Raw genomic sequence first — 22,763 nt, 5'->3', positions numbered from 1 at the left:
CGCGGGAGGGCGTGCGACCGCCCCCGGCCGGGAGCGCGGCGACGGGAGAGCGAAGGCTAGTAGCCGCCGACCTCGTCGTCGTCCTCCTGGTCGCCGCCTTCCTCGCCACCCTCTTCGCCGCCCTCCTCCTGGTCCTCCGCGTCCTCCTCCTGCTCCACGGCCGGCTCGTCGTCGCCGGAGTCCTCGCAGGCCGCGGTGCCGAACACCGCGAAGGCGGCGATCGCGCCGCCCGCAAGCAGGCGGCGCGCGGTCAGGAGCGGGTCCTTGGCGGTGTCGTCGGATCTCACGGGGCTCCAACCGTTCGGTGACGGGTCCTCGGACACGGCCACCCTAGGCGGGGCGCCCCGCGGAAGCACGGAACCCGGGGAACGCGGCGCGTGTTCTCAAGGCGCGTGTTCTCCGGGAGGACGTGAGCAAGCCGCCGGCCATGCGCGTGTGACACGGACCGCGCATGGCCGACGGCTAGGGGGTGACGGTCGTCCCGCCCCGCCCCAGCCACGAAAGCGGGGTGGGACGACCGTCTGGGAACGAAGACCAGGCTCAGTGAGCCGCTGAGAACTGGTCTTCCTCGGTGGAGCCGGTGAGTGCCGTGGTGCTGGCCTCAGGGGAGATGGTCGTGCTGATGGCGTCGAAGTAGCCGGTGCCGACCTCGCGCTGGTGGCGGGTGGCGGTGTAGCCGCGCTCCTCCGCCGCGAACTCGGCCTCCTGCAGCTCGACGTACGAGGTCATCCCGTTGTGGGCGTAGCCCTTGGCGAGGTTGAACATCGAGTAGTTGAGCGAGTGGAAGCCGGCCAGCGTGATGAACTGGAACTTGTAGCCCATGTGGCCCAGCTCGCGCTGGAACTTCGCGATGGTCGCGTCGTCCAGGTGCCGCTTCCAGTTGAAGGACGGCGAGCAGTTGTAGGCCAGCATCTGGTCCGGGTACTGGGCCTTGATGCGCTCGGCGAAGTCGCGGGCGACCTCGAGGTCGGGCGTCGCGGTCTCCATCCAGAGCAGGTCGGAGTGCGGGGCGTAGGCCAGGCCGCGGGCGACGCAGGCGTCCACGCCGTTGCGGAAGCGGTAGAAGCCCTCCGCGGTGCGCTCGCCGGTGATGTAGGGCTGGTCGCGCTCGTCGATGTCGCTGGTGATCAGGGTCGCGGCCTGGGCGTCGGTCCGCGCGATGACCAGGGACGGGACGCCGGCGACGTCGGCCGCGAGGCGGGCGGCGTTGAGCGTCTTGACGTGCTGGCCGGTCGGGATGAGGACCTTGCCGCCCAGGTGGCCGCACTTCTTCTCGGAGGCCAGCTGGTCCTCCCAGTGCACACCGGCCGCGCCGGAGGCGATCATGCCCTTCATCAGCTCGTAGGCGTTGAGGACACCGCCGAAGCCGGCCTCGGCGTCGGCGACGATCGGGGCGAGCCACTCGGGGGCGCTGTCGTCGCCCTCGGCCCAGGTGATCTGGTCGGCGCGCATCAGGGCGTTGTTGATGCGGCGGACCACGGCCGGGACGGAGTTGGCCGGGTAGAGGCTCTGGTCCGGGTAGGTGCTGCCGGACAGGTTGGCGTCGGCCGCGACCTGCCACCCCGAGAGGTAGATGGCCTTGAGGCCGGCGCGGACCTGCTGGACGGCCTGGTTGCCGGTCAGGGCGCCGAGGCTGTTGACGTAGTCCTCGGTGTGCAGCAGGTCCCAGAGGCGCTCGGCACCGCGGCGGGCCAGGGTGTGCTCCTCGGTGACCGAGCCGCGGAGCTTGACCACGTCGTCGGCGGAGTAGGTGCGCTCGATCCCGGCCCACCGGGAGTTGGTCTCCCAGTCCCGCTGGAGTTCGGCGCTGGCTTCCTGACGTCGAGCGCTGGTGCCCATGTTCGTTCCCGCCTTACGTGTAGTCCCCAAGGTGTTCTCACCGGTCGAGGGAGGCCGAACCAGAGCCAGGGGGTGAGCCCTGGGCGGTATGTTCCCCGCCGGTAACTATGATTCTTGGGCAAGATCCAAGACTTTTCCACCAGAAATCGTGTGAAGATCGTGGATTCTTTCCGTACTATGAACGCATGGCGTACTTTGGTGCTGAAGAAATACCGTCTTTGACGGGTGACCTAGATCTCGTTACCTTCGGGCAGCGGCTCCGCCACCTGCGCCGAGCACGCGGTCTGACCCTCTCTGACCTGGGAGAACGCGTGGGGCGGGCCCCCTCGCAGCTCTCCCTCCTGGAGAACGGCAAACGTGAACCCAAGCTCTCCCTGCTCACGTCCCTGGCGTCCGCCCTCGGTGTCTCGGTCGAGGAACTTCTGTCTAAGCAGCCCCCGAGCCGGCGCGCGCAGCTGGAGATCACCGTCGAGGAGGCCCAGCGCGACCCCCTCTACCAGGCGCTGAACCTGCCGCACCTCAAGGTCGGCAAGCGGGTCCCCAACGACGTGCTCGAACACATCGTGGGGCTCTACGACGAGCTCAAGCGGCGCCACGCCAAGCCGACGGCCACCCCGGAGGAGGCCCGGCGGGCCAACGCCGACCTGCGCCGCCAGATGCGCGAGCGCGGCAACTACTTCGAGAACATCGAGAAGGCGGCCGCCGAGACACTCGCGGCCGTCAACTACACCGCCGGCCCCCTTTCGCAGGGGCAGATCCTCGCGATCGCCACCCACCACGGCTTCGCCCTCAGGTACGTGCAGGACCTGCCCCGCTCGGTGCGCTCGCTGACCGACCACGTCAACCGGCGCATCTACCTCAAGCGCGAGACGACCCTGGGGATGCACAGCCCCCGCACGATCCTGTTGCAGACCCTGGGCCACGTCATCCTCGGCCACGGCCAGCCCCGCGACTTCGGTGACTTCCTGCGCCAGCGGGTGGAGGCCAACTACTTCGCGGCGGCCGTCCTCATCCCCGAGTCCACCGCCGTCACCTACCTCCAGGAGGCCAAGCAGGCCCGCGACCTGTCCGTGGAGGATCTGCGCGACGTCTACTCGGTCTCCTACGAGATGGCCGCCCACCGGTTCACCAACCTGGCCCACCGCCACCTGGACCTCGTCTGCCACTTCATCCGCAACGACGAGACCGGCATCATCTACAAGGCCTACGAGAACGACGGCCTGGTCTTCCCGACCGACGACTCCGGCGCCATCGAGGGCCAGCGCATGTGCCGCCAGTGGTCGGGGCGCCAGGTGTTCGCCTCCCCGGACCGCTACTCGATCTACTACCAGTACACGGACAAGCCCAACGGCACGCACTGGTGCGTGGCGCACGTGGACCCCAGCCGCGAGCGCAACTTCGCCATCACCCTGGGCGTGCCCTACAAGGAGTCCCGCTGGTTCCGAGGCAGGGAGACGACCAACCGGACCAAGTCCAACTGCCCCAACGGCGAGTGCTGCGTGCGGCCGCCCGTCGACCTGGCCGCCCGCTGGGAGGGCAACGTGTGGCCGTCGGCGCGCGCCCACTCGCACGTGCTGTCGGCCCTGCCCTCGGGGACCTTCCCCGGAGTGGACGAGCACGATGTCTACACCTTCCTGGAGAAGCACAGCCGCGAGGCGTGAGCGGCGTACGCGGGCCGGCGGCGCGGCGCCGGTGTCATCGGGGACGGGCCGGAGCCGAGCGCTCCGGCCCGTCCCGTGTGTGCGCCCGCCGGCTCGCGCACGGTTGCGCACGGTAGGCGATAAGACGGTTCCGACCTGGCAAATCTCTGACCAATGGGCTTTCGGTGCGCGGTCGGAGTCGGGAACCATCACCCGTGTGGGGTGAGGCTGATGGACATCGATCCGATGTACGTCGTCACGGTGACCGCCACCGTGGCCGTGGTCGCCGTCGCGGCCACGGTCACGGCCATCGTGTGGCTGATGCGGCACGGGCAGCGGCCGGCGGCCGCCGTGAACCGCAAGCTCGACGACGTGCGCCGCAGTGTCGAGCGGGCCCACGTCCCGCGCGTGGCGGACGTCGTCCGGCGGGGACGTCCACGGGGGTCGCGGCGCGACGCGCGTGCGGGACTCTCCTGGGGGCTCCCATGGCGGCTTCCGTGGGGCGGTGGCGCGGCCTTCGTGGGCGCGGTGCGCGGATGGGGCCGCCGTACCGCCTCGCGGCTGCGGTCCGGGGCGGCCGCGCTGCCGTCGGTCGCCCGCGCCGGAGGGCGGCGGCGGGCGCCGAGCGCCCACCCGGTCGCCCGCGCCGGAGGGCGGCGGCGGGCCCCGAACGCCCACCCGGTCGCCGCGGTGGGAGCGCTCGGCGCGGGGGCGGCGGTGTCCTTCGCCCTGCTCTACGTGGCCACGGAGACGCTTCCGGACTCCGGAGGGCCGGCTTCCCCGGCGGCGGCGACCGTCCCCCTGGCCGACCCCGATCCGCTGGTGCCCGCCCCCACGACCGGCCCGGAGGAGGCCGTCTCGGAAGCCCCTCGGCTGAGCGCGGCGACGGGGACGGTGTCGGGTTCCTCGGTTCCGGACGTCTCCGAGGAGCCGACCGGGGGCGGGGACGCAACGTCCGCGGAGACCGGGGGAGACGCGCCGGAGCCGGGCCCGGCGCCTTCGACTCCCGACGCCCCGCCGTCCGGGGACGGCACGGGAACGGATCCCGGCGCCGGTGAGGGACCTGATCCTCCGGCCGCGGAGCCGCAGCCCGGCCCGTCGGACCCGGCGGACCCGACTGAGGGGCCTGAGGGGGCTGGGGGGCCTGAGGGGCCGGGGGAACCCTCGCCGCCCGGATCGGAGCCGCCGGAGGAGCCCGGTTCGCCCGAGGGGCCCGGGTCGCCGGACGAGGAGCCTTCGGAGGGAGCCGGGCCGTCCGAGGACGCGGGGCCCGGCCCGGGTCCGTCCCAGGGCGCGGAGCCCACGCCCGAGCGGACCGGAACCCCCGACGCGGAGCCCGCCCCCTCGAACGCGCCGTCGGGCGCGGCGTCCCCGACCGGCGAGGGGTCAGGTCTCTGACCGCGTGAGCCGTGGACGCGCCGAGGTGTGTGCGCATCGTTCACGGTTCGGGTCGCGCGCGGCCATGCGTGTTACCCTTGGTAACACTTAATGGCCGCCCCTCCCCCCGGAGGGGCCGACAAAGGATGTAAGCGCATGAGTGAGGCCACCGCCCCCGCCTTCAGCCTGGAACTCAGCGAGGATGTTCGCGACGTCCGGGACTGGGCCCACGGGTTCGCCGCCGACGTCATCCGCCCCGCCGCCGCCGAGTGGGACGAGCGGGAGCAGACCCCCTGGCCGATCATCCAGGAGGCCGCCAAGATCGGCCTCTACTCCCTCGACTTCTTCGCCAACCAGTGGCTGGAGCCCAGCGGGCTCGGCATCCCCGTCGCCTTCGAGGAGCTCTACTGGGGCGACCCGGGCATCGCCCTGTCGCTGACCGGCACCGGCCTGGCGGCCGTGTCGGTGGCCGCCAACGGCACCCAGGAGCAGCTGCTGGAGTGGACACCGCAGATGTTCGGCACCGCCGACGACGTCAAGCTCGCGGCGTTCTGCTCCTCGGAACCCGACGCGGGCAGCGACGTCTCGGCGATCCGCACCCGGGCCGTGTACGACCAGGCCAAGGACGAGTGGGTGATCAACGGGACCAAGACGTGGGCCACCAACGGCGGCATCGCCGATGTGCACGTGGTCGTGGCATCCGTGGAGCCCGAGTTCGGCTCGCGGGGCCAGGCGACGTTCATCGTGCCGCCGAACACCCCGGGGCTGAGCCAGGGGCAGAAGTTCGCCAAGCACGGCATCCGGGCATCGCACACGGCCGAGGTCGTGCTCAAGGACGTCCGGGTGCCGGGTTCGTGCCTGCTCGGCGGCAAGGAGAAGCTGGACGAGCGCCTCGCCCGCGTCCGCGAGGGCAAGCGCTCCAACGGCCAGGCCGCGATGAAGACCTTCGAGGCCTCCCGGCCGAGCGTCGGCGCCATGGCGGTCGGCTGCGCCCGCGCCGCCTATGAGTACGCGCTGGAGTACTCGACCCAGCGCGAGCAGTTCGGCAGGCCCATCGGCGACAACCAGGGCGTGGCCTTCCTGCTCGCGGAGATGGCCACCCGCATCGACGCCGCCCGCCTCCTGGTCTGGCGCGCCGCGTGGATGGCCCGCAACAACAAGGACTTCGACCGGGCCCAGGGCTCCATGAGCAAGCTCTACGCCAGCGAGACCGCCACGTTCGTCACCCAGAACGCCGTGCGCATCCTGGGCGGCAACGGCTACACGCGCGAGTACCCGGTGGAGCGCTGGCACCGCGACGCCACCATCTTCACCATCTTCGAGGGCGCGAGCGAGATCCAGAAGCTCATCATCGGCCGCCAGATCACCGGCCTGCCCGTGCGGTGAACCGGGGTCCGTCACGGCGCCGGCGGAGCGGCGGTCCGCCACGAGGGCAGTCACTCCGCCGGCGCACTGCGTACCGAGCCCTCGGACGTCACGTCCCGCAGGTCAGCGAGGGTTCGGTGGCGATGTTCAGGGTGTCCGGGTCGGTGCCCAGATGGATGAGGACTTTCACGGTCGTCTCGCCGGGGAGCGGTCTCGACCTCAGATCGTCGGAATGTTTGACGGCCCAGCTGAAGTACCGAACCCTCCTCCCCTCCGTATCGGTGGCGCCCAGGGCGTTCGTCGCCTGTGGTCTTGAGGACATAGGGGGCAGGACCCACCAGAGGCCGCGCACGTCTCCCATCGCGAGGAAGTCCTGGTAGACGCCGTATTCCCGCATGGTCTGAAAGTCGGGGTCCTCGGTCGAATCGAAGGAGAGGGTCGTGCAGGGGGGTATCACCTGGTTCAACGCCACTCCCCAGGGGTTCTCGCCCAGGTTCCTCGGTTCCCTCGGCGTGTCCGTGTCCTGCGTGACTTCCTCGTACGAGAGCTGCTCGCTCGTATAGGACTCGGAGAAGACCACACGGGCCGGGTGCGGTCCGGCGTTCTGGATGTGAGTGCGAGGACCGTCGGCCCCCTCGGTGCTCCACGATGACACGAGGGTCGCGAGCCGCATGTCGATCTGCCGCTGTTGGCCTTCGTGCTGTTCCTGCTGGAGCTGGAACGTTCCGTTCGACAGGACCAGTGCTCCGATGGCGATCAGCGCGGTCACGACGGTGGCTGTCGAGGTCGCGATGTGGGCCCAGAACTCGATGCGGCGTACTGGTTCCTCCGTGGGCCGGTCCGCTCGTGCGGTGGGCTTCGGTGTCCGGAGTACGCGGACGAGGGAGGAGACCACCAGAAGGATGCGGACGAGAAGCCACACGACGTGACCGCCTTGTTGTCGAGGGGTTGGTCAAGGCTACCGAGCTCTGGAGCAGGACGAGAGTGCGCCTCCGGCCCCGGCTACGTGGCCCGGTGCTGTGAACAGGAAGGACACGGGTTCGTGCGGTCGTCGAATGTGGAATTCCACGTCGACGACTCCAGGTGGACGGCCCGCGGGGCCCGCGCGGGCCACGGGGGGCGCGACCTCGTGGCTGCCGCCCTGCCCGAGACCGGCTGATCCACCGCGCCGCAGGGCCTCTCGGCTCTGCACGGCACCTCCGCGCCCGTTCCGGCTCTCCGCCGGGGCGGGCGCTACGTCGTTCGGGGGGTCAGGAGGCGCCGGGCCGCGTCGGCGGCCAGGTCCTCGGCCTCGGCGGGGACGCCGTGGCCCTGGAGCAGATGGCGGCGGACCAGGGCGAGGGGCAGGTCGACCACGGCCAGCCGGACGCGTTCCAGCGCTGCCTCCGCCGTCTCCTCCGGCTCGCGCAGCTCGCGTGCGAGCCGTGCCAGCAGCGTCCCGACCTCGGCGTTGGCCGTGCGCAGCAGCTCCCGGTCGGGCTCGGGCCAGTGGGCCTCGTCGAAGTCGGCGGGCCGGTGCAGCAGGACCCGGGCGGAGTCCGGGCGGGCGCGGCTCCAGGACAGGACGTGACGCGCGGTGGCCTCGGCCGCCGCCGAGGGGGGATCGGCGGCCAGCGTGCGGCGGCATCCGGCCTGGAAGTCGGTGACGGCGTGCGTCCACACGGCCGCCAGCAGGGCGGGGCGCCCGCTGAAGCGGTGGTAGAGCGATCCGCTGGGCGCTCCGGTCGCGCGGGCCAGGGCGGCCATCGTCACCGCGGCCGGACCGCCCTCCGCGGCCAGGCCGATCGCGGCCGTCACCAGGTCCTCGGTTCTGAACCGTGCGGGTCTTCCCATGTTCTGGAGACTATGCTCTACTTTGTTTTAGAGACACCTCTCTATAATGGAGTCGCCATGCCCGTGTACAACACCCACGAACGCCACCTGGACGCCTCCCCCGAGGAGGTCGGTGCCCTGCTGGACACCCTGGCCTCGGACGACGACCGCCTCTGGCCGCACGGTGCCTGGCCCGCCGTGGTCCTGGACGGCCCGCTCGCCGTGGGCGCCGCCGGCGGGCACGGCCCCGTCCGCTACACGGTGGAGGAGTACGTCCCCGGTCACTGGCTGCGCCTGCGCTTCGGCGGCCCGCGCGGCTTCGACGGCTTCCACGAGTTCACCGTCCGGCCCGATCCGCGCGGCGGGACCGTGCTGGCCCATCTGCTGGCCATGCGCACGCACGGGCCGGCCCTGGTGAGCTGGCCCCTGGTCTTCCGACCCCTGCACGACGCCCTGCTGGAGGACCTCCTGGACCGAGCCGAGACCGCGGTCGCCGGCAGCGTGCGCACGCCCGCGCGCTGGAGCCCGTGGGCGCGCCTGCTGCGGGCGCTCCTGGGGCGCGGTGCGCGAACGGCCGCCCCGTCCCGGACCACTCCGGAGTCCCGGTCCTCGTCGGAAGGCCGACCCGCCACAGCGGACCGCTGATCGCGTCGGCCGCCCGCCCGGGCCCGCGACCGCCCGTGCGCCCGGGCGCGGGCCGTTCCGGGGGCTCCCTCTACGCTGGGCGTATGGACCTCAATCCGGGCAACGGCGCCCCCAGCATCATCATCCCCACCGGTTACAACGGCCCCGACGGATCGGGCAACGGCGGCTACAGCGCGGGTCTCCTCGCGGCCCGCCTCAGCACGGTCGGCGGGCCCGCCGTGCAGGTCACCCTGCGGACCCCGCCGCCCCTGGACCACCCCCTGACGGTCGAGGTCGGACCCGGCCCCGGGCTGCGCCTGACCGACCCCGCGCTCACCGACAAGGGCCACCTGGTCGCCGAGGCGGCGGCGGTCGACCTCCCCGAGGAGCCGGCCGTGCCAGGCGAACCGGTCGGTGTCGCCGAGGCCCGTGCGGCCGAGGCCCGCTACCCCGGACTGGTCGAACACCCCTTCCCGCGCTGCTACAGCTGCGGCCCCGACCGCGCCGAGGGCGACGGGCTGCGCCTGTTCGCGGGGCAGGTGCGCCCCGGGTACGGACCCGACGCGGTCGGCCGCACCGTGGCCTGCACCTGGACGCCGACCCCCTCGGTGGACGACGGGTCCGGCAGCGCCGCCTTCCACGAGGTCTGGGCCGCGCTGGACTGCCCCGGCGGCTGGTCCTCCGACGTCGTCGGCCGCCCCGCCGTCCTCGGCCGGTTCACCGCCCAGGTCCTCGCCGCGCCCCGCGTGGGCCGCACCCACGTGGTCATGGGGCACCTGCACGGGATCGAGGGCCGCAAGGTGCGCACCGGCACCACCCTCCACGACGAGGACGGGACCCTGCTGGCGCGGGCCTGGGCCACCTGGATCACGATCCAGCGCTGACCGCCGCGCTCCCGGCCCGAACCGCTACCGTGGTCCCTTGTGGCCATGGAGAACTCGCACGCAACCGCCCCGACCGACAGCGGACCCCCGCGACCGGACTCCCCCCGGCCCCGCAAGGGTCGGGGCGGGCGCGGACGCGATCCCGAACGGCGCCGTGCCATCCTCGACGCCGCCGACCGGGTGATCCAGCGCGACGGCCCCGACGCCTCGATGCTGGCGATCGCCGCAGAGGCGGGCATCAGCAAGCCCATCCTCTACCGCCACTTCGGTGACAAGGGCGGGCTCTACCGGGCCCTGGCCGGACGGCACGTCGACCCCCTCATCGAGCGCATCCGCGCGGAGCTGCACGAGCACACCGAGTTCGACGTGCGCGCCCGTGCCACCGTCGGCGCCTACCTGTCGATGATCTCGCAGAACCTCAACCTGTACCGGTTCCTCATGGACCGCGCCACGTCCGAGGACTCCCGCACCCGCAGCGACCTGGGCATGATGGTGCGCCGCCTGGGCGAGGAGCTGGCCGACCAGCTCGTCGCCGAAGGGCGCGTCGCCGCGCGCGTGCGCGCCCAGATCGTCGCCCACGCGGTGGTGGGCATGGTCCAGGCCGCGGGGGAGTGGTGGCTGGAGCACCCCGAGGTCGACGAGGCGGAGATCATCGACGACCTCACCCTCGCGGTCGTGGGCGCGATCCGCGGCGCCGGCTGAACCAGCGGATTTCCCACCGAAACGACTTGACCTGGAGTGCGCTCCAGGTCCCATGCTTACGGACATGGACTACTACACGCCCGGCCAGATGGCCGAGCGGTTCGACCTCACCCTGGACACCCTGCGCTACTACGAGAAGGCGGGGCTGCTGCGCCAGGTGGACCGCGCGCCGAGCGGCCACCGGCGCTACCGGGCCGACGACGCCGAACTGCTCCACCTCATCCGCTGCCTGCGTGACACGGACATGCCCATCGCCCGGCTGCGCGAGTTCGCCGAACTCGTCCGCGCCGGCGACCACACCATCCCCGAGCGCGTCGAGGTGCTCCAGAGCCACCAGCGGCGGCTCGACGAGCACATCGCCGAGCTGCGTGTCCGCCAGGCGGCGATCCAGCACAAGATCGAGTACTACCTCGGCGTCCTCGCCGACGGCGGCGTCGACTCCGCCCCCGCCCCAACCCCTGCCCCGGCATCCGTCTCCACCCCGGACGACCACACCTCCCGACCCGTAGAGGAAGCCCTCTGATGCGCTACACCACCATCGGCGACCGCCGCGTCAGCGCCCTGTGCCTGGGCGCGATGAAGTTCGGCAGCGAGACCGACGACGCCACCTCCGCCGCCCTCCTCGACCGCTTCGTCGAGGCCGGGGGCACCTTCGTGGACACCGCCGACTGCTACCAGTTCTGGGTGGAGGGCTTCGAGGGGCACGAGAGCGAGACCTTCCTCGGCCGCTGGCGCCGTGAGCGCGGCATCACCGACGAGGTGTTCGTGGCGACCAAGCTCGGCGCCCAGCCGACCGTGCCCGGGACGGGGCTGGAGACCAAGGAGGGGCTCTCGGCGGCGACCGTGGCCCTGGCCGCCGAGCGCAGCCGCGACCGCCTGGGCGTGGACCGGCTCGACGCCCTCTATGCCCACCAGGAGGACCGCACGGTCCTGCTGGAGGAGACCATGGGCGCGTTCGCCAAGCTCGTCGCCGAGGGCACCCTGGGCGAGGTGGGGCTGAGCAACCACCGCACCTGGCGTCTGGAGCGGGCCCGCGCCATCGCCGCCGACCACGCCTGGCCGCGCCCGCGGCTGCTCCAGTACCGCTACAGCTACCTGCAGCCGCGCATGGACGTGCCGCTCCAGGCGATGGGGCACATGCACATCACCCCTGAGCTGCTCGACTTCGTGCGCGCCGAGGCGGTCGAGGGACGCGAGCACACCGTGGTGGCCTACACGTCGCTGCTGTGGGGCGCCTACACCCGGGAGGACAAGGAGCTGGAGCCGGCCTACGACCACCCGGGGACCCCGGCCCGGCTGGCGGTCCTGGACGAGGTCGTCAAGGAGACCGGCGCCACCCGCAACCAGGTGGTGCTGGCCTGGCTGATGGACAGCGACCCGCGCATCGTGCCCCTGGTGGGGGTGAGCCGCATCGAGCAGCTGGACGAGGCGATCGAGGCCACCGACCTCACGCTCACCCGCGACCAGTGGCAGCGCCTGGCCGACGCCGGCTAGGCCGGACGGACCGCGCCCGGCCGGGACGGGGCCGGGTGCGTGACCGGTCGGGGGTGGCCGGACGGGGTGGGACCGCGCCCGGCCGGGCGTGTGGGCCGGGGGTGTGACCGGGGCAGGTCACGGTTCTTCGCAAACACCCCAAACGGGCATGAATGTGCAAACCCGCTGTTTTCGCCACGCCTGCACCGGATACCTTCCCTAGGGCGTGCGCAGTGGAGGCGGCCCCGACGTACGCGAGGGGGTGTGCCCGCCGGGCACGCCCTCCAGGCGGCGGACGGAAGCGCCGCCTCGGCCCGCGTACCCGGGGAGGGGCGACTTGCCCGACAGCACGTACCACCAGATCCACTTCGCCTGGGCCGAGCCCACGCTGCTGGGGCGCACCGGACCGGGCCCGGCCGCCGCCTCCCTCTCCGAGCGCGACCACCCCGTCCTGCGCTCCTGGCGCGACCGCCTCGTACCCGCCCTCACCGCGGACTACCGTTCGGCCCTGCCCGACACCGACCCAGCGGACCTGCCCGAGACCCTGTGGGCGCACGACTACCCCGACGGCCAGTCCGCCCTCGTCTACCGGTGGCCCGGCGACGTCCGCGACGCACACGCCTGGGCGATCGTGGGTCCCTCCTACGGGCTGACCCTGCCCCGCGTCCTCTCCCTGCACGAGAACCCCAACACCCGCCCGGCCGCGCGTCGCCCGCCCGTGCCCGGCTGGGAGACCATGCGGTCCCTGGCGGCACCGGAGCCCTGGGAGCGCACCGCCGCCCCGGGAGCCGTGCGCACCCGCGACCGCAAGGCCGCCGAGACCTCCGTCGGCGGTGAACCGCTGCTCGTCGGAGCCGTGGCCGCCGCCCTCGCCCGCCCGGATCTGCCGGTCCACATCGCCCTGGCACCCGAACGGGCCGACCTGTGGCAGGCGGTCCAGATGCGCTTCCTGTGGGGTGTGCACCGCATCCTCCACGACGTGCTCACCCCGCCCCGTGCCATCCCCGCGGCGGGCTGGGCGTGGTCGTTCTCCACCTACGACCCCGTCCTGGGCGAGGACAACGGCCAGCACATCGCCTTCGGTCCCCCCGTGGGCGACCGCGGCGGCTCGCCCTTCGTCAACCCCGTGCCCCCGGACTTCCGCCGGGTGGCCGAGGGCCTGGTGACGGTCCTGCGCGAGGAGGGCGGCACCGTGCTCGCCGCTCAGCTGCGCGAGCGCGGGGTGCCCGACGCCGCGACCTTCGCCGACCGGCGCGACCTGCTGTGCGACTGGTTCGACCCCCGCGCCCGGCCCCTTGCCGCCGACCCCGACGACCTTCCTGAACCCGAACCCCTGCCGACCGCCGACGAGCCGGCGACGGAGCCGGAGCCGGAGCCGTCGCCCGGGGCGGCCGAGCCGGAAGCGCCCGAGCCGGAAGCGCCCGAGGAGGACGCGGCCGGGGCCGTGACAGGGGAGACCGACGACCTGCCGGAGCTGCTGGAGGTCGAGGAGCCGGGGGAGGAGGACCCCGCGGAACCGGACTCGACGGGACCGCACCGCCCGCGCCGGGCGTCCGACGACCTCGTCCGCCGGGTGCCGTCCCGCCCGGTGCGCCCGCGCATCGCCGCGGCCCGCCCGCGCCACGCCCCGGGCACCCGCACCCGGGCCGCCTCGGAACCCCTGTGGCCCGGTGACCGCGCGGCCGACGGAGCCGACGACGCCGGCTCTGCGAAGGACACGGCCGGTCGCGTCGATCGCGGCCCGGGCCCGAACGAAGCCGCGGCTGGAAGAGACGACGCCCGGAGCACGGACGCCCCCGAACCGCGTGACACCCGCTCCGCCCCCGACCTCCACCTGCCCGAGTCCGGTGCGCGCTCCGCCGCCGACGCGCCCTCCGACCGCCGGGAGGAGGCGTGGCCCGGAGCCGCAACTCCGCCCGCGGACGACGCCCGCGACGAACCCCCGATCCCCGACCCGCCCGCCCGTACCCCCGCCGAGGCGCCTCCGCTTCCCCTGACCACCGAACCGGCGGCCGACTACGCCGCCGAGACCGAACCCGACCTGGACGACACCGACGAGACCGGCGGCGACGACAACTGGCCGACCCAGTATGTCGACCTCCCCCTGTCGCGCCTGGAGCGCTGGCACGCCAAACGCGGCCCCGAGGGCGCCCGGATCGACATCGTCGACGCCCGCGCCGCCGTGCGCGCCGAACGTGCCGAGCTCCAGCGGGTCCGCGAGGAGCGCGACCTCTACCACACCGAGGTCCAGGACCTGCGCCGCGACATCGCCCGCCTGGACCGCTCCTGGCTCGACCCGGCCGCCGAGCCCTCCGAACCCGACGCACCGGCGACCCGCCGATGGCCCGTGCGCGTGCTGGTCGCCCTCGTCATGCTCGCGCTCTTCGCCACCGGCCTGGAGGCCGGCGCCCGCTTCGGTCGCGGCACCACCGATCTCCTCGCCGCCCTCTGGACCGCCCTCCCCTGGAGCTGACCCCGCCCCCACCCGCCACGGCCGTGCGGAATCGCTCCGACCCGGCCCAGACGGACGGTTCGTCCGTCTAGTCTGGGATCTGGCGACCCACCCACCCCAGCCGAGCGATCACTGATTCTGGTGAACATGGCCTCGACCCTCCCCTCTGGCCCCTCTGGACCCGGCGCCTCCGGGCAACCGGACGCGTCCACCGGTCACTACACCGCCTTCGCTCATCTGAACGCGCCCAACTCCGCGTTCTACCGTGCCGTGATGGAGGTGTTCGTCCAGGCCAAGGAGCAGTTCCGGGTTCACCTGCGGCCCGAGGAGGTCCACGGGGGCCTACCCGAGGAACTGCGCCCGGCCACGTCCGACCCCGTCGCCGACGCCCTCGACAAGCTCGCCCTGTGGGGCAACCTTCGCCAGGACCCGGACACCGAACGGGTCACCGCCGTCGAGGACTTCTACCGGCGCCGCCACATCTACCAGCTCACCCGGGAGGGCGAGGCCGTCGAACGGGCACTCACGGCCTACGACGAGGCGCTGGGCCGGCGTGGGGCCCTCCAGGCCGTGGCCCTGGCCGACATCGCCACCCAACTGCGCGCGCTGCTGGAACTGGCCGGGCAGGGCGATCCTGACCCGGCCGTGACCCACCTGACCCTGCGCGGACTCGTGGAACGCTTCACCGGCCTGGCCGACAACGCCCGCGCGTTCATGAGCTCGCTCCAGCGCACCATCGACCTGCACGACGCGGACGTCGACGCCTTCCTGGCCTACAAGGACCGGCTGATCTCCTACCTGGAACGGTTCATCGCCGACCTCATCACCAGAGGAGCGGAGATCGCGGGTGTGCTCGACGAACTCGACGCGGACGGGACCGGTTCGGGGCCGGTCGGCCGGCTGCTGCGGATGGCCGCCCTACGCGAGGCCGCGGACGCCGCACCCGGGGGCCAGGGCGGCGCAGACCCGCTGGAGGACTCCTCGCAGTTCTACGAGGCCCTGGAGACCTGGGGGCGGCGCTGGGAGGGGCTGCGCTCCTGGTTCGTCTCGACGCCCGACCGGCCGGCCCAGTCCCAGCGACTGCGGGTCAGTGCCCGAAGTGCCATTCCGCAACTCCTGCGGGTGGTGTCGGTCATCAACGAACGGCGCGCCGGCCGCTCCGACCGGTCGGCGGACTTTCGCACCCTCGCCCTGTGGTTCGCCGAGGCGCCCGACGACGACGCCCGCCACCGGCTGTGGCGCACCGCGTTCGGACTCCACCCGGCCCGCCACCTGACCGTGGACGCCGCCACCCTGGAGGCCCGCGACCACGAGCAGGTTCCCTCCGGCACCCCTTGGGCCGAAGCGGACCCGCTGACCATCAGTCCGCGTCTGCGCCGCACCGGAAGCTACGAGAGGCGCGGACGCGCACGCAAGGTCGTCGACCGCAGCGCGGAACGCCGCTACCTGGCCGAACTCGCGCGCAAGCAGGCACGCGAGATCGCCGCGGCCCGCGCCCGGCTGGCCACGGACGGCACCGTGCGCCTCTCCGAACTGGCGGAACTCGACCCCCTCTCCTTCGGACTGTTCCTGCAACTGCTCGGTGACGCCCTGGCTCGCTGGGGGCCGCGGACCACGCGCACCACGGCGACCAGCAACGACGGGACGATGGAGATCCACCTGAGCGCCATCGCCGGCGGAGGGACCGCTACCGTCCACACGCCCGGCGGAACCTTCACCGGCCCCGACCACCTGGTGCGCATCATCGACGTGACCGGAGGAACGACAGCGTGGTAGGGAGTTCCACCCCCGCACCCGACCCGAAGCGCTTGCAGCGGGCCGCCCGGGTGCTGCTGCGCCGCCCGCTCCTGCGGGCGAGCGGGGACGACGCCGACTTTCGGCTCGTGCGCGAGCACGCCGCCCCGCTGCGCGACTGGTTCGACCGCAACACCGGGTGGGCACTGCACGTGGACGCCGAGACGGTGCGCCTGCGCAAGGTCCCCGGCGATCCGCACGACCCCACCCACCCGGCACGTGAGGAGGGGCGGGGGCGCCTGGCCTTCGATCGCCGCCGCTACGTCCTGCTGTGCCTGTCACTGGCCGTCCTGGAACGCGCCGAGGCGCAGATCGCTCTGGGCCGCCTGTCGGAACAGGTCATCCTGGAAGCGGCGGCGCCTGAGTTGGAGGACATCGCGTTCACCCTGACGACCCGTGACGAGCGCCTGGATCTGGTGGCCGTGGTCCGCCTGCTGCTGCGCCTGGGAGTGCTCGACCGTGTGGCCGGGGACGAGGACGCGTTCGTCCGGTCCTCGGGCGACGTCCTGTACGACGTCGACCGCCGGGTCCTGGCGGGCATGCTCGTCGGAGCACGTGGCCCCTCCACCATCACCGACAACGATCCCGGGGCGCGGCTGCGCTCGCTGGCCGAGGACTCCGTCGCCCACCACCTGGACAGCGACGACCTGCGCAACACGGCCGTGCGGCACCGCCTCACCCGCCGCCTGATCGACGACCCCGTCCTGTACTACGACGCGCTCACCGACGCCGAGCGCGCCTACCTCACCAGTCAGCGCGGCGCCCTCACCCGCAGGATCACCGAACTCACCGGGCTGGTGCCCGAGGTCAGGGCCGAGGGCATCGCCATGGTCGATCCCGACGACGACCTCACCGACGTCCGCATGCCCGAGCAGGGCACCCAGGGGCACGCCACCCTTCTCCTGGCCGAGCACCTGGCCGCCGCCGAGGGGCCCGTCACCCTGGACGACCTGTACGCCCGGACCCGCGAACTGGCCGTCGAGCATGCCTCGTACTGGTCCAAGTCCGCCCGCACCCCCGGCAACGAACCCGAACTGGTGGCCCAGGCACTGGACCGGCTCCGAGCCCTGGGCCTGGTCGAACCCGCGACCGTCGACGGGCGCGCGGCGGTCGCGGGGCGCCCGGCCCTCGCCCGCTACGCGGTCGCCGCCCCCACCGTCACCACGCCCAAGGGAGGGACCCCGTGACCGCACCGCTCCCCGGACCCGCACGTGAGCGCTGGCAGCCCCTGCGTGTGGGCGTGATCGACCTCTTCTACTACGAGGACGAGCAGTTCTGGTTCCGCGACGGCCGCCTGCTCCTGCGCGGAAACAACGGCACGGGCAAGTCCAAGGTCCTGGCGCTGACCCTGCCCTTCCTCCTGGACGGCGACCTGTCCGCCCACCGGGTCGAGCCCGACGGCGACCCCAAGAAGCGCATGGAGTGGAACCTGCTGCTGGGCGGCGAGTACCCGCACGGCGAGCGGCTCGGCTACGCCTGGATCGAGTTCGGCCGCCGCACCGCCGAGGGCAGCACCGAGTTCCGCACCCTGGGCTGCGGCCTCAAGGCCGTCTCCGGCCGCGGTATCGCCCGCCACTGGTACTTCACCACCACCCGCCGGATCGGGCCCCGGGACGGTCAGCTCAGCCTTCTGGACGCCACCCGCACGGCCCTGTCCCGCGACCGCCTCGCCGACGCCGTCCAGGGCCACGGCACCGTCTATGACCGTGCGCGCGACTACCGGCGGGCCGTGGACGAGGCCCTGTTCGGACTGGGAGAGCAGCGCTACGGGGCCCTGGTCGACCTGCTCGTCCAACTGCGCCAGCCCCAGCTGTCCAAACGTCCCAGTGAATCGGCCCTGTCCAGGGCGCTCACCGAGTCCCTGCCGCCGGTGGACCAGGCGGTCGTCGCCGACGTCGCCGAGGCCTACCGGGAGCTGGAGGACGATGAGACCGAGCTCAACGCCATGGCCGAGGCGGAACGAGCGGCCTCCGGGTTCCTCGTCCACTACCGCGACTACGCCCGGGCCGCCGCCCGCCGGGCCGCGCGACCCCCACGCCTCGAACACTCCCGTTACGAGCGGCTCACCACCGCCCGCAACGAGGCGGAGGCCGCCCGCGTCGAAGCCGAGGATGAGCTGGCACGAGTCGACACCCGTGCGGCCGACCTGGCCGAACGCGTCGCCCGCCTGCAGGGGCAGGACCAGAGCCTGCGCCGCAGCCCTGAGATGGACAGCGCCCGCGACCTGGACAGCGCCCGGGTCGAAGCCCTCCGGTCCGCCGAACGCGCCGAGCAGGCCGCCGCCGACGCGGCGCGGTCCCGCCAGGACGCCGCCCGCACCGAACACCGCCGCGCCCAGGCCGAGCAGCGTCTCGACACCGCAACCGAGGACCTGCGCACGGCCCGCGACCGGGCCGCGCGGGCAGCGCGGAGCGCGGGAGTGGAGGTGGACCACCGCGATGGCGTGGACGCGGCCCTCGACCCGGGGCCGGACGCGGCCCTCGGCGCGGTGCCGGACACGGGGCTGGACCGGGGAGCGACCCGAGGGGACGCCACCGGAAGTTCCGGCCGGACTTCCTCCACCTCCACCGGCGGACCCGCCGGGGCTCCTGGCCACGTGGCGCGGGCCGAACAGTCCGCTGAGGAGCTCGTCGTACGCCGTACCCGCGCGCTGGACCACACCGCCGCCCTGCTCACCGCGGCCGAGAAAGCCAGGGCCGACCACTCGTCCGCGCTCCAGCGATTGGCGGACACCGAGGGCGAACTCACCGAAGCCGCCGACCGCGGCGCCGAGGCCGAGCAGCGGCTCGCCGAGACCGCCGAGACGCACGTGCTGGCCGTCCGCGACCACCTCGACGGCTGCGTTCAACTGCGCCCCGAAGGGCTCGCGGGCACCCTGGACCTGGTCGCCGCCTGGGCGGCCACCCTGGACGGTCCCGACCCGGCGCGCACGCACTGCCAGGAGGCGGCCCAGACCGTCGAAGCCGTACTCGCCGCGGAGGAGGCCGCGCTGGGCCAGGACCGCGCCGGCCTGCTCCGCGACCGTGAACGCCTGGAAGTCGAGCGGGACACACTCGCCCTCGGCGGCCCCTCCGCACCACCCGCACCCCACACCCGCACCGCGGCCCGCGAACCGGGCCGTGCCGGTGCGCCCCTGTGGAAACTCGTCGACTTCGCCGAACACCTGGACCCCGCCCGGCGCGCCCTGGTGGAGGCCGCCCTGGAGGCCTCGGGCCTGCTCGACGCCTGGGTGAACCCGGACGGAACCCTCAACGACCCGGGCACCCACGACGTGTACGCCGCCCCCGGCGACCCGGTCCGCGGCCCCCACCTGGGCACACTGCTCCACCCGGCGATCGACACCGACGACCCCGGTGCCCGCGCGGTCGGCCACGACACCGTTCTCGCGCTGCTCCACGGGATCGGCGTCGGTCCCGCCTCCCAAGCCACCACCTGGATCGACACCGACGGCTCCTTCCGCAACGGCGCGCTCCACGGCAGCTGGGCCAAGGACGGCGCCCGCTACCTGGGCGAGGGCGCGCGCGAACAGGCCCGCCGTGAACGTCTCGCGCAGATCGCCGGCGAACTCCAGGAGATCGCCGACCGTGTCCAGGCCGTCGAACTCGAACTCGAAACCCTCGCCGGTCGGCGCGGTGCACTGCGCGCGGAACTGGCCGCACTGCCCGACGACACCGCCCTGCGAGCCGCCCACGCCGCCGTCGCCGACGGTGTCCGCTCCATGGTCGCCCTGCGCCGCCGCCGCGACGAGCGCGCGGACCGGGTCGAGCGGACCCGCCGGATCCGCCAGGACGCCGAGACCGAACTCGCCGACAACGCCGCCGAGCTGGGAACCTCCACCGACCCCAACACGTTGGCCGCCCTGCGCGACGCGCTCTCCGCCTACCGTGTCGCCCTGGCCGGACTGTGGCCCGCCGCGCGCGTGCGCTCCGACGCCCAGCGCCTGCTGGCCGACGAGCACGCCGAGGCCGAACGCACCCGCGCTGTCGCCGCCGACATGGCCGAGCGCGCCGAACAGGCCCGTCTGGAGGCCGGCGAGGCCGAACAGCGCCACACCACCCTGCGCCAGACCGTCGGCGCGGCCGTCGCCGAACTCAACCGCCTGCTCGAGCAGGTGGCCGCCGACCTGAAGGGCTCCCGTGCCGAGGAGAAGCGCCTTGCGTCGGCCCGCACCGACGCGCTGGACCGCCGGGGCCGGGCGGCCGGCCGCGTCGAGACACTCGACGCCGACATCACCGAGGCCGTGGAGTCGCGTGCCGAGGCCGTCGAGGGCCTGCGCGCCTTCGTCGCCACCGGGCTGCTGGAGGTGGCCCTGCCGGATCTGGCCGTCCTCGACGCCGACCAGTCCTGGGCGGCCGACCCGGCCGTGCGGCTGGCCCGCGCCGTCGAACGCGAACTCGGCGGCACCGACGACGCCGAGCACATGTGGGAACGGCTCCAGAAGAGCCTGTCCCAGCAGTTCAAGAACCTCCAGGACGCCCTCTCCCGGCACGGACACGGCGCCGCCTCCTGGCCGGTGGCCGGTGTCATCATCGTTCGCGTCACCTTCCAGGGCCGCGAACAGCCCGTGCCCGAACTCGCCGACGCGCTGGCCGCCGAGGTCGCTGCCCGCCGGGAACTGCTCTCGGCCCGCGAACGCGAGGTGCTGGAGAACCACCTGCTCACGGAGGTCGCCGGAACCCTCCAGGAACTCATCGACACCGCCGAACGCCAGGTACTGCGGATGAACGGTGAGCTGAAGGACCGTCCCACCAGCACGGGCATGCTCCTGCGCCTGTCGTGGAGACTACGCAAGGACGCCCCCGAAGGGGTGGGAACCGCCCGCGACCGGCTGCTGCGGCAGAGCGCGGACGCCTGGTCGCCCGGCGACCGGGCGGCCGTCGGCGACTTCCTGCAACGCCTGATCGAGCAGGAGCGGGCCAAGGACCCCACCGGTTCCTGGTTCGACCGCCTCACCCGCGCCCTGGACTACCGCTCCTGGCACCGCTTCGTCGTCGAGCGCCACCAGCACGGCCAGTGGAACAGCGCCACCGGCCCGGCGTCGGGCGGCGAACGCGTCCTGTCGGCGTCGGTCCCCCTCTTCGCGGCCGCGTCCTCCTACTACGCGACCGCCGCCAACCCGCACGCGCCCCGGCTCATCACGCTGGACGAGGCGTTCGCCGGGGTCGACGACGACTCGCGCGCCAAGTGCCTGGGGCTGCTGCGCGCCTTCGACCTGGACGTGGCCATGACCAGCGAACGCGAATGGGGCTGCTACCCGCAGGTGCCCGGCCTGGCCATCGCGCAGCTGTCCCGGGTGGACGGTGTCCCTGCGGTCCTGGTCACCCGCTGGGAGTGGGACGGCCACGAGCGGACCCTGGCCGCCGATCCGGAGAGCGTCGCGGCGGGCGCCGCGGAGAGCGCGGCGGAGGTCACCGACGGCGGTACCGGCCCCGGAGCGGCGCAGGAGGGCCTGTGGAGCTGAGCGGCCCCGACCTGCCCAGGCTGCGCCGCCTGCTCGGCACGCCCGAGACCGCCCGCCTCCTGGCCCGGCTGCGCCGCCGCCTGGCGGACGGCAGGCCCCTGACCGGAACCCTCACTCTCACCGGGGCGGGAGAAGACGAACGCGCGGCCGTGGAGACGCTGATCGGTCGGCGCCCCGGAACGGGGACGTCCCTGAGCGTCCCCCTGACGGCCGTCGACGCCGTGCTGCGCTCCAGCGGTGCCAGCCCGGACGGCCTGGCGGCGGCCGTGGTGCTCCTGACCGGGCCGGTCCGGCCCCGACGGGACGAGGCCGCCGAGCGCGAACGCGCATGGAACGCCGCCTTCGCACCCCTGGAACAGGTCTGTGCGCGCGACGAGCCCCTGAAGGCCTGGTGCTCCCGGGTGCGCGCCGACGGCCGGGTCCGCCGCATGACCTCCGGCCCGGACGAGGCCGGAGCCCTGCTGCGCGCCGTGGCGCTGGCGGTGGCGGAACTGCCCGAGAACGGAGTGGCGCTGTCGGCATTCGCCGCCCGCGTCCTGGGCGACGCGCACGCCCTGGACGACGACAGGCCCGCGTCCGGCCTGGTCCTGGGTGCTGCGCGGGCCGTCTCCGGCGAACCCGAAGGCAGCGGAGCCGCCTGGCGCCGACGCGTGTGGGCGAGCGTGGGGGTACTCAAGGACGAACTGTCCTCCACCGTGCTGGCGCTCAACCTGCCGGGGGACACCGTGACCGCCACCGGCAGGGCCCTGGCGGCCCTGGGCCAGGCGGGACAGCCCGCCGTGCTCACCCTGCGCCAGCTCGTCCGCGACCGGCCGCGCCCCGACTGGTCTGGAGTGGTGGTCTCCGTGTGCGAGAACCCGGCCGTCCTCGCCGCGGCGGCCGACCGGCTCGGTGCCGGCTGCGCCCCACTGGTGTGCCTCCAAGGGCAGCCGAGCGCGGCGGCGCTGACCCTTCTGGGGCAGGCAGTCGAGGGTGGGGCGCGGGTGCGCCTGCACGGCGACTTCGACTGGGGCGGGGTGCGCATCGCCGACGCGGTACGCACCCGCGTCGACTGGCACCCCTGGCGCTTCGGTGCTTCCGACTACCTGACGGCGGTGTCGGCCTCCGGGCGCCCGCTCTCCGGCAAGCCGCTCGCGACCCCGTGGGACCCGGAGCTGGCCGAGGCGATGGAAGCGCACGGGCACCGGGTCGAGGAGGAGACACAGCTCGCCGACCTGATCGCCGACCTGGCGCCCGAGGCAGGACCCGGTCCCGGGCCGGGGTAGCAGGGCCGCGCCGCGTGCGACCCGCATCACCTCCGGTACGCGGGTCCGCGCGAATCGGCCACAGTGGATCGGTGA

17 protein-coding genes are annotated in these 22,763 nt (G+C 73.5%); 13 read left to right on the top strand and 4 right to left on the bottom strand.

From position 1 onward, the window contains the following. Positions 1 to 56: 56 nt before the first annotated feature. Together HNR10_RS04635 and aceA are read right to left on the bottom strand one after the other, a co-directional pair. A complete protein-coding gene (locus tag HNR10_RS04635; protein ID WP_179821101.1) occupies positions 57 to 287 on the bottom strand; it encodes a hypothetical protein in 231 nt (76 codons plus the stop codon). Between the two features lie 253 nt (positions 288 to 540). Next, positions 541 to 1,839 (bottom strand): isocitrate lyase, encoded by a 1,299-nt coding sequence (aceA, locus tag HNR10_RS04630; RefSeq protein ID WP_053618801.1) that lies wholly within the window; start codon positions 1,837 to 1,839, stop codon positions 541 to 543. Positions 1,840 to 2,057: 218 nt separating this feature from the next. Here aceA and HNR10_RS04625 point away from each other — a divergent pair, with 218 nt between their 5' ends. The 3 genes from HNR10_RS04625 (at position 2,058) to HNR10_RS04615 (ending at position 6,242) form a co-directional block, all read left to right on the top strand. Further along, positions 2,058 to 3,500: an XRE family transcriptional regulator gene (locus HNR10_RS04625; RefSeq protein WP_179821100.1), complete on the top strand. Its 1,443-nt coding sequence runs from the start codon at positions 2,058 to 2,060 to the stop codon at positions 3,498 to 3,500. A gap of 210 nt (positions 3,501 to 3,710) precedes the next feature. Continuing rightward, the gene (locus HNR10_RS04620) at positions 3,711 to 4,877 is read left to right on the top strand and encodes a hypothetical protein (protein WP_179821098.1); all 1,167 of its coding nucleotides are present in this window, start codon (positions 3,711 to 3,713) and stop codon (positions 4,875 to 4,877) included. Positions 4,878 to 5,012: 135 nt separating this feature from the next. Then, positions 5,013 to 6,242: an acyl-CoA dehydrogenase family protein gene (locus tag HNR10_RS04615; RefSeq protein WP_179821097.1), complete on the top strand. Its 1,230-nt coding sequence runs from the start codon at positions 5,013 to 5,015 to the stop codon at positions 6,240 to 6,242. 88 nt (positions 6,243 to 6,330) lie between these two features. Here the strand turns inward: HNR10_RS04615 and HNR10_RS04610 are convergent, their stop codons facing one another. Both HNR10_RS04610 and HNR10_RS04605 read right to left on the bottom strand, forming a co-directional pair. Then, entirely contained in the window at positions 6,331 to 7,143 is an 813-nt protein-coding gene (locus tag HNR10_RS04610; RefSeq protein WP_179821095.1) for a hypothetical protein, read from the bottom strand. Positions 7,144 to 7,454: 311 nt separating this feature from the next. Continuing rightward, entirely contained in the window at positions 7,455 to 8,054 is a 600-nt protein-coding gene (locus tag HNR10_RS04605) for a TetR/AcrR family transcriptional regulator (RefSeq protein ID WP_179821094.1), read from the bottom strand. Positions 8,055 to 8,111: 57 nt separating this feature from the next. On the opposite strand from HNR10_RS04605, the gene HNR10_RS04600 reads away from it, so the two are divergent. The 10 genes from HNR10_RS04600 to HNR10_RS04555 all read left to right on the top strand — a co-directional run bounded on the left by HNR10_RS04600 (position 8,112) and on the right by HNR10_RS04555 (position 22,688). Beyond that, positions 8,112 to 8,678 carry an SRPBCC family protein gene (locus HNR10_RS04600; protein WP_179821092.1) on the top strand — a complete coding sequence of 189 codons (567 nt, stop codon included), beginning with the start codon at positions 8,112 to 8,114 and terminating at the stop codon, positions 8,676 to 8,678. Positions 8,679 to 8,761: 83 nt separating this feature from the next. After that, positions 8,762 to 9,541: a hypothetical protein gene (locus HNR10_RS04595; RefSeq protein ID WP_179821090.1), complete on the top strand. Its 780-nt coding sequence runs from the start codon at positions 8,762 to 8,764 to the stop codon at positions 9,539 to 9,541. A 45-nt stretch (positions 9,542 to 9,586) separates the two neighbouring features. Next, a complete protein-coding gene (locus HNR10_RS04590; protein ID WP_218897615.1) occupies positions 9,587 to 10,243 on the top strand; it encodes a TetR/AcrR family transcriptional regulator in 657 nt (218 codons plus the stop codon). 64 nt (positions 10,244 to 10,307) lie between these two features. Further along, positions 10,308 to 10,766, top strand: coding sequence for a MerR family transcriptional regulator (locus tag HNR10_RS04585; RefSeq protein ID WP_376769730.1), 459 nt, complete (start codon positions 10,308 to 10,310; stop codon positions 10,764 to 10,766). Continuing rightward, the gene (locus HNR10_RS04580) at positions 10,766 to 11,737 is read left to right on the top strand and encodes an aldo/keto reductase (protein WP_179821085.1); all 972 of its coding nucleotides are present in this window, start codon (positions 10,766 to 10,768) and stop codon (positions 11,735 to 11,737) included. Before HNR10_RS04585 ends, HNR10_RS04580 begins: the two co-directional genes overlap by 1 nt. A 316-nt stretch (positions 11,738 to 12,053) precedes the next feature. Then, positions 12,054 to 14,189 carry a hypothetical protein gene (locus HNR10_RS04575; protein WP_179821083.1) on the top strand — a complete coding sequence of 712 codons (2,136 nt, stop codon included), beginning with the start codon at positions 12,054 to 12,056 and terminating at the stop codon, positions 14,187 to 14,189. A gap of 126 nt (positions 14,190 to 14,315) precedes the next feature. Next, positions 14,316 to 15,944, top strand: coding sequence for a TIGR02677 family protein (locus HNR10_RS04570; RefSeq protein WP_179821082.1), 1,629 nt, complete (start codon positions 14,316 to 14,318; stop codon positions 15,942 to 15,944). Then, entirely contained in the window at positions 15,938 to 17,149 is a 1,212-nt protein-coding gene (locus HNR10_RS04565) for a TIGR02678 family protein (protein WP_179821080.1), read from the top strand. The genes HNR10_RS04570 and HNR10_RS04565 overlap by 7 nt, the downstream gene beginning before the upstream one ends. Continuing rightward, positions 17,146 to 21,423 carry a TIGR02680 family protein gene (locus HNR10_RS04560; protein WP_179821079.1) on the top strand — a complete coding sequence of 1,426 codons (4,278 nt, stop codon included), beginning with the start codon at positions 17,146 to 17,148 and terminating at the stop codon, positions 21,421 to 21,423. The genes HNR10_RS04565 and HNR10_RS04560 overlap by 4 nt, the downstream gene beginning before the upstream one ends. Next, positions 21,414 to 22,688, top strand: coding sequence for a TIGR02679 family protein (locus HNR10_RS04555; protein ID WP_312889113.1), 1,275 nt, complete (start codon positions 21,414 to 21,416; stop codon positions 22,686 to 22,688). The genes HNR10_RS04560 and HNR10_RS04555 overlap by 10 nt, the downstream gene beginning before the upstream one ends. Positions 22,689 to 22,763: the final 75 nt, after the last annotated feature.

Origin of the sequence: Nocardiopsis aegyptia (assembly GCF_013410755.1) — a bacterium.
GTDB lineage: Bacteria > Actinomycetota > Actinomycetes > Streptosporangiales > Streptosporangiaceae > Nocardiopsis > Nocardiopsis aegyptia.
Note: the sequence above shows the minus strand (reverse complement) of the source record. Positions and strands in the feature narration are given on the sequence as shown.

Bases quoted from the DNA above. Each gene is read 5' to 3' on its own strand.
- HNR10_RS04585 (WP_376769730.1), top strand. From the start codon at position 10,308: ATGGACTACTACACGCCCGGCCAGATGGCCGAGCGGTTCGACCTCACC.
- aceA (WP_053618801.1), bottom strand. From the start codon at position 1,839: ATGGGCACCAGCGCTCGACGTCAGGAAGCCAGCGCCGAACTCCAGCGG.
- HNR10_RS04590 (WP_218897615.1), top strand. From the start codon at position 9,587: ATGGAGAACTCGCACGCAACCGCCCCGACCGACAGCGGACCCCCGCGA.
- HNR10_RS04615 (WP_179821097.1), top strand. From the start codon at position 5,013: ATGAGTGAGGCCACCGCCCCCGCCTTCAGCCTGGAACTCAGCGAGGAT.
- HNR10_RS04605 (WP_179821094.1), bottom strand. From the start codon at position 8,054: ATGGGAAGACCCGCACGGTTCAGAACCGAGGACCTGGTGACGGCCGCG.
- HNR10_RS04595 (WP_179821090.1), top strand. From the start codon at position 8,762: ATGGACCTCAATCCGGGCAACGGCGCCCCCAGCATCATCATCCCCACC.
- HNR10_RS04580 (WP_179821085.1), top strand. From the start codon at position 10,766: ATGCGCTACACCACCATCGGCGACCGCCGCGTCAGCGCCCTGTGCCTG.
- HNR10_RS04600 (WP_179821092.1), top strand. From the start codon at position 8,112: ATGCCCGTGTACAACACCCACGAACGCCACCTGGACGCCTCCCCCGAG.
- HNR10_RS04620 (WP_179821098.1), top strand. From the start codon at position 3,711: ATGGACATCGATCCGATGTACGTCGTCACGGTGACCGCCACCGTGGCC.
- HNR10_RS04570 (WP_179821082.1), top strand. From the start codon at position 14,316: ATGGCCTCGACCCTCCCCTCTGGCCCCTCTGGACCCGGCGCCTCCGGG.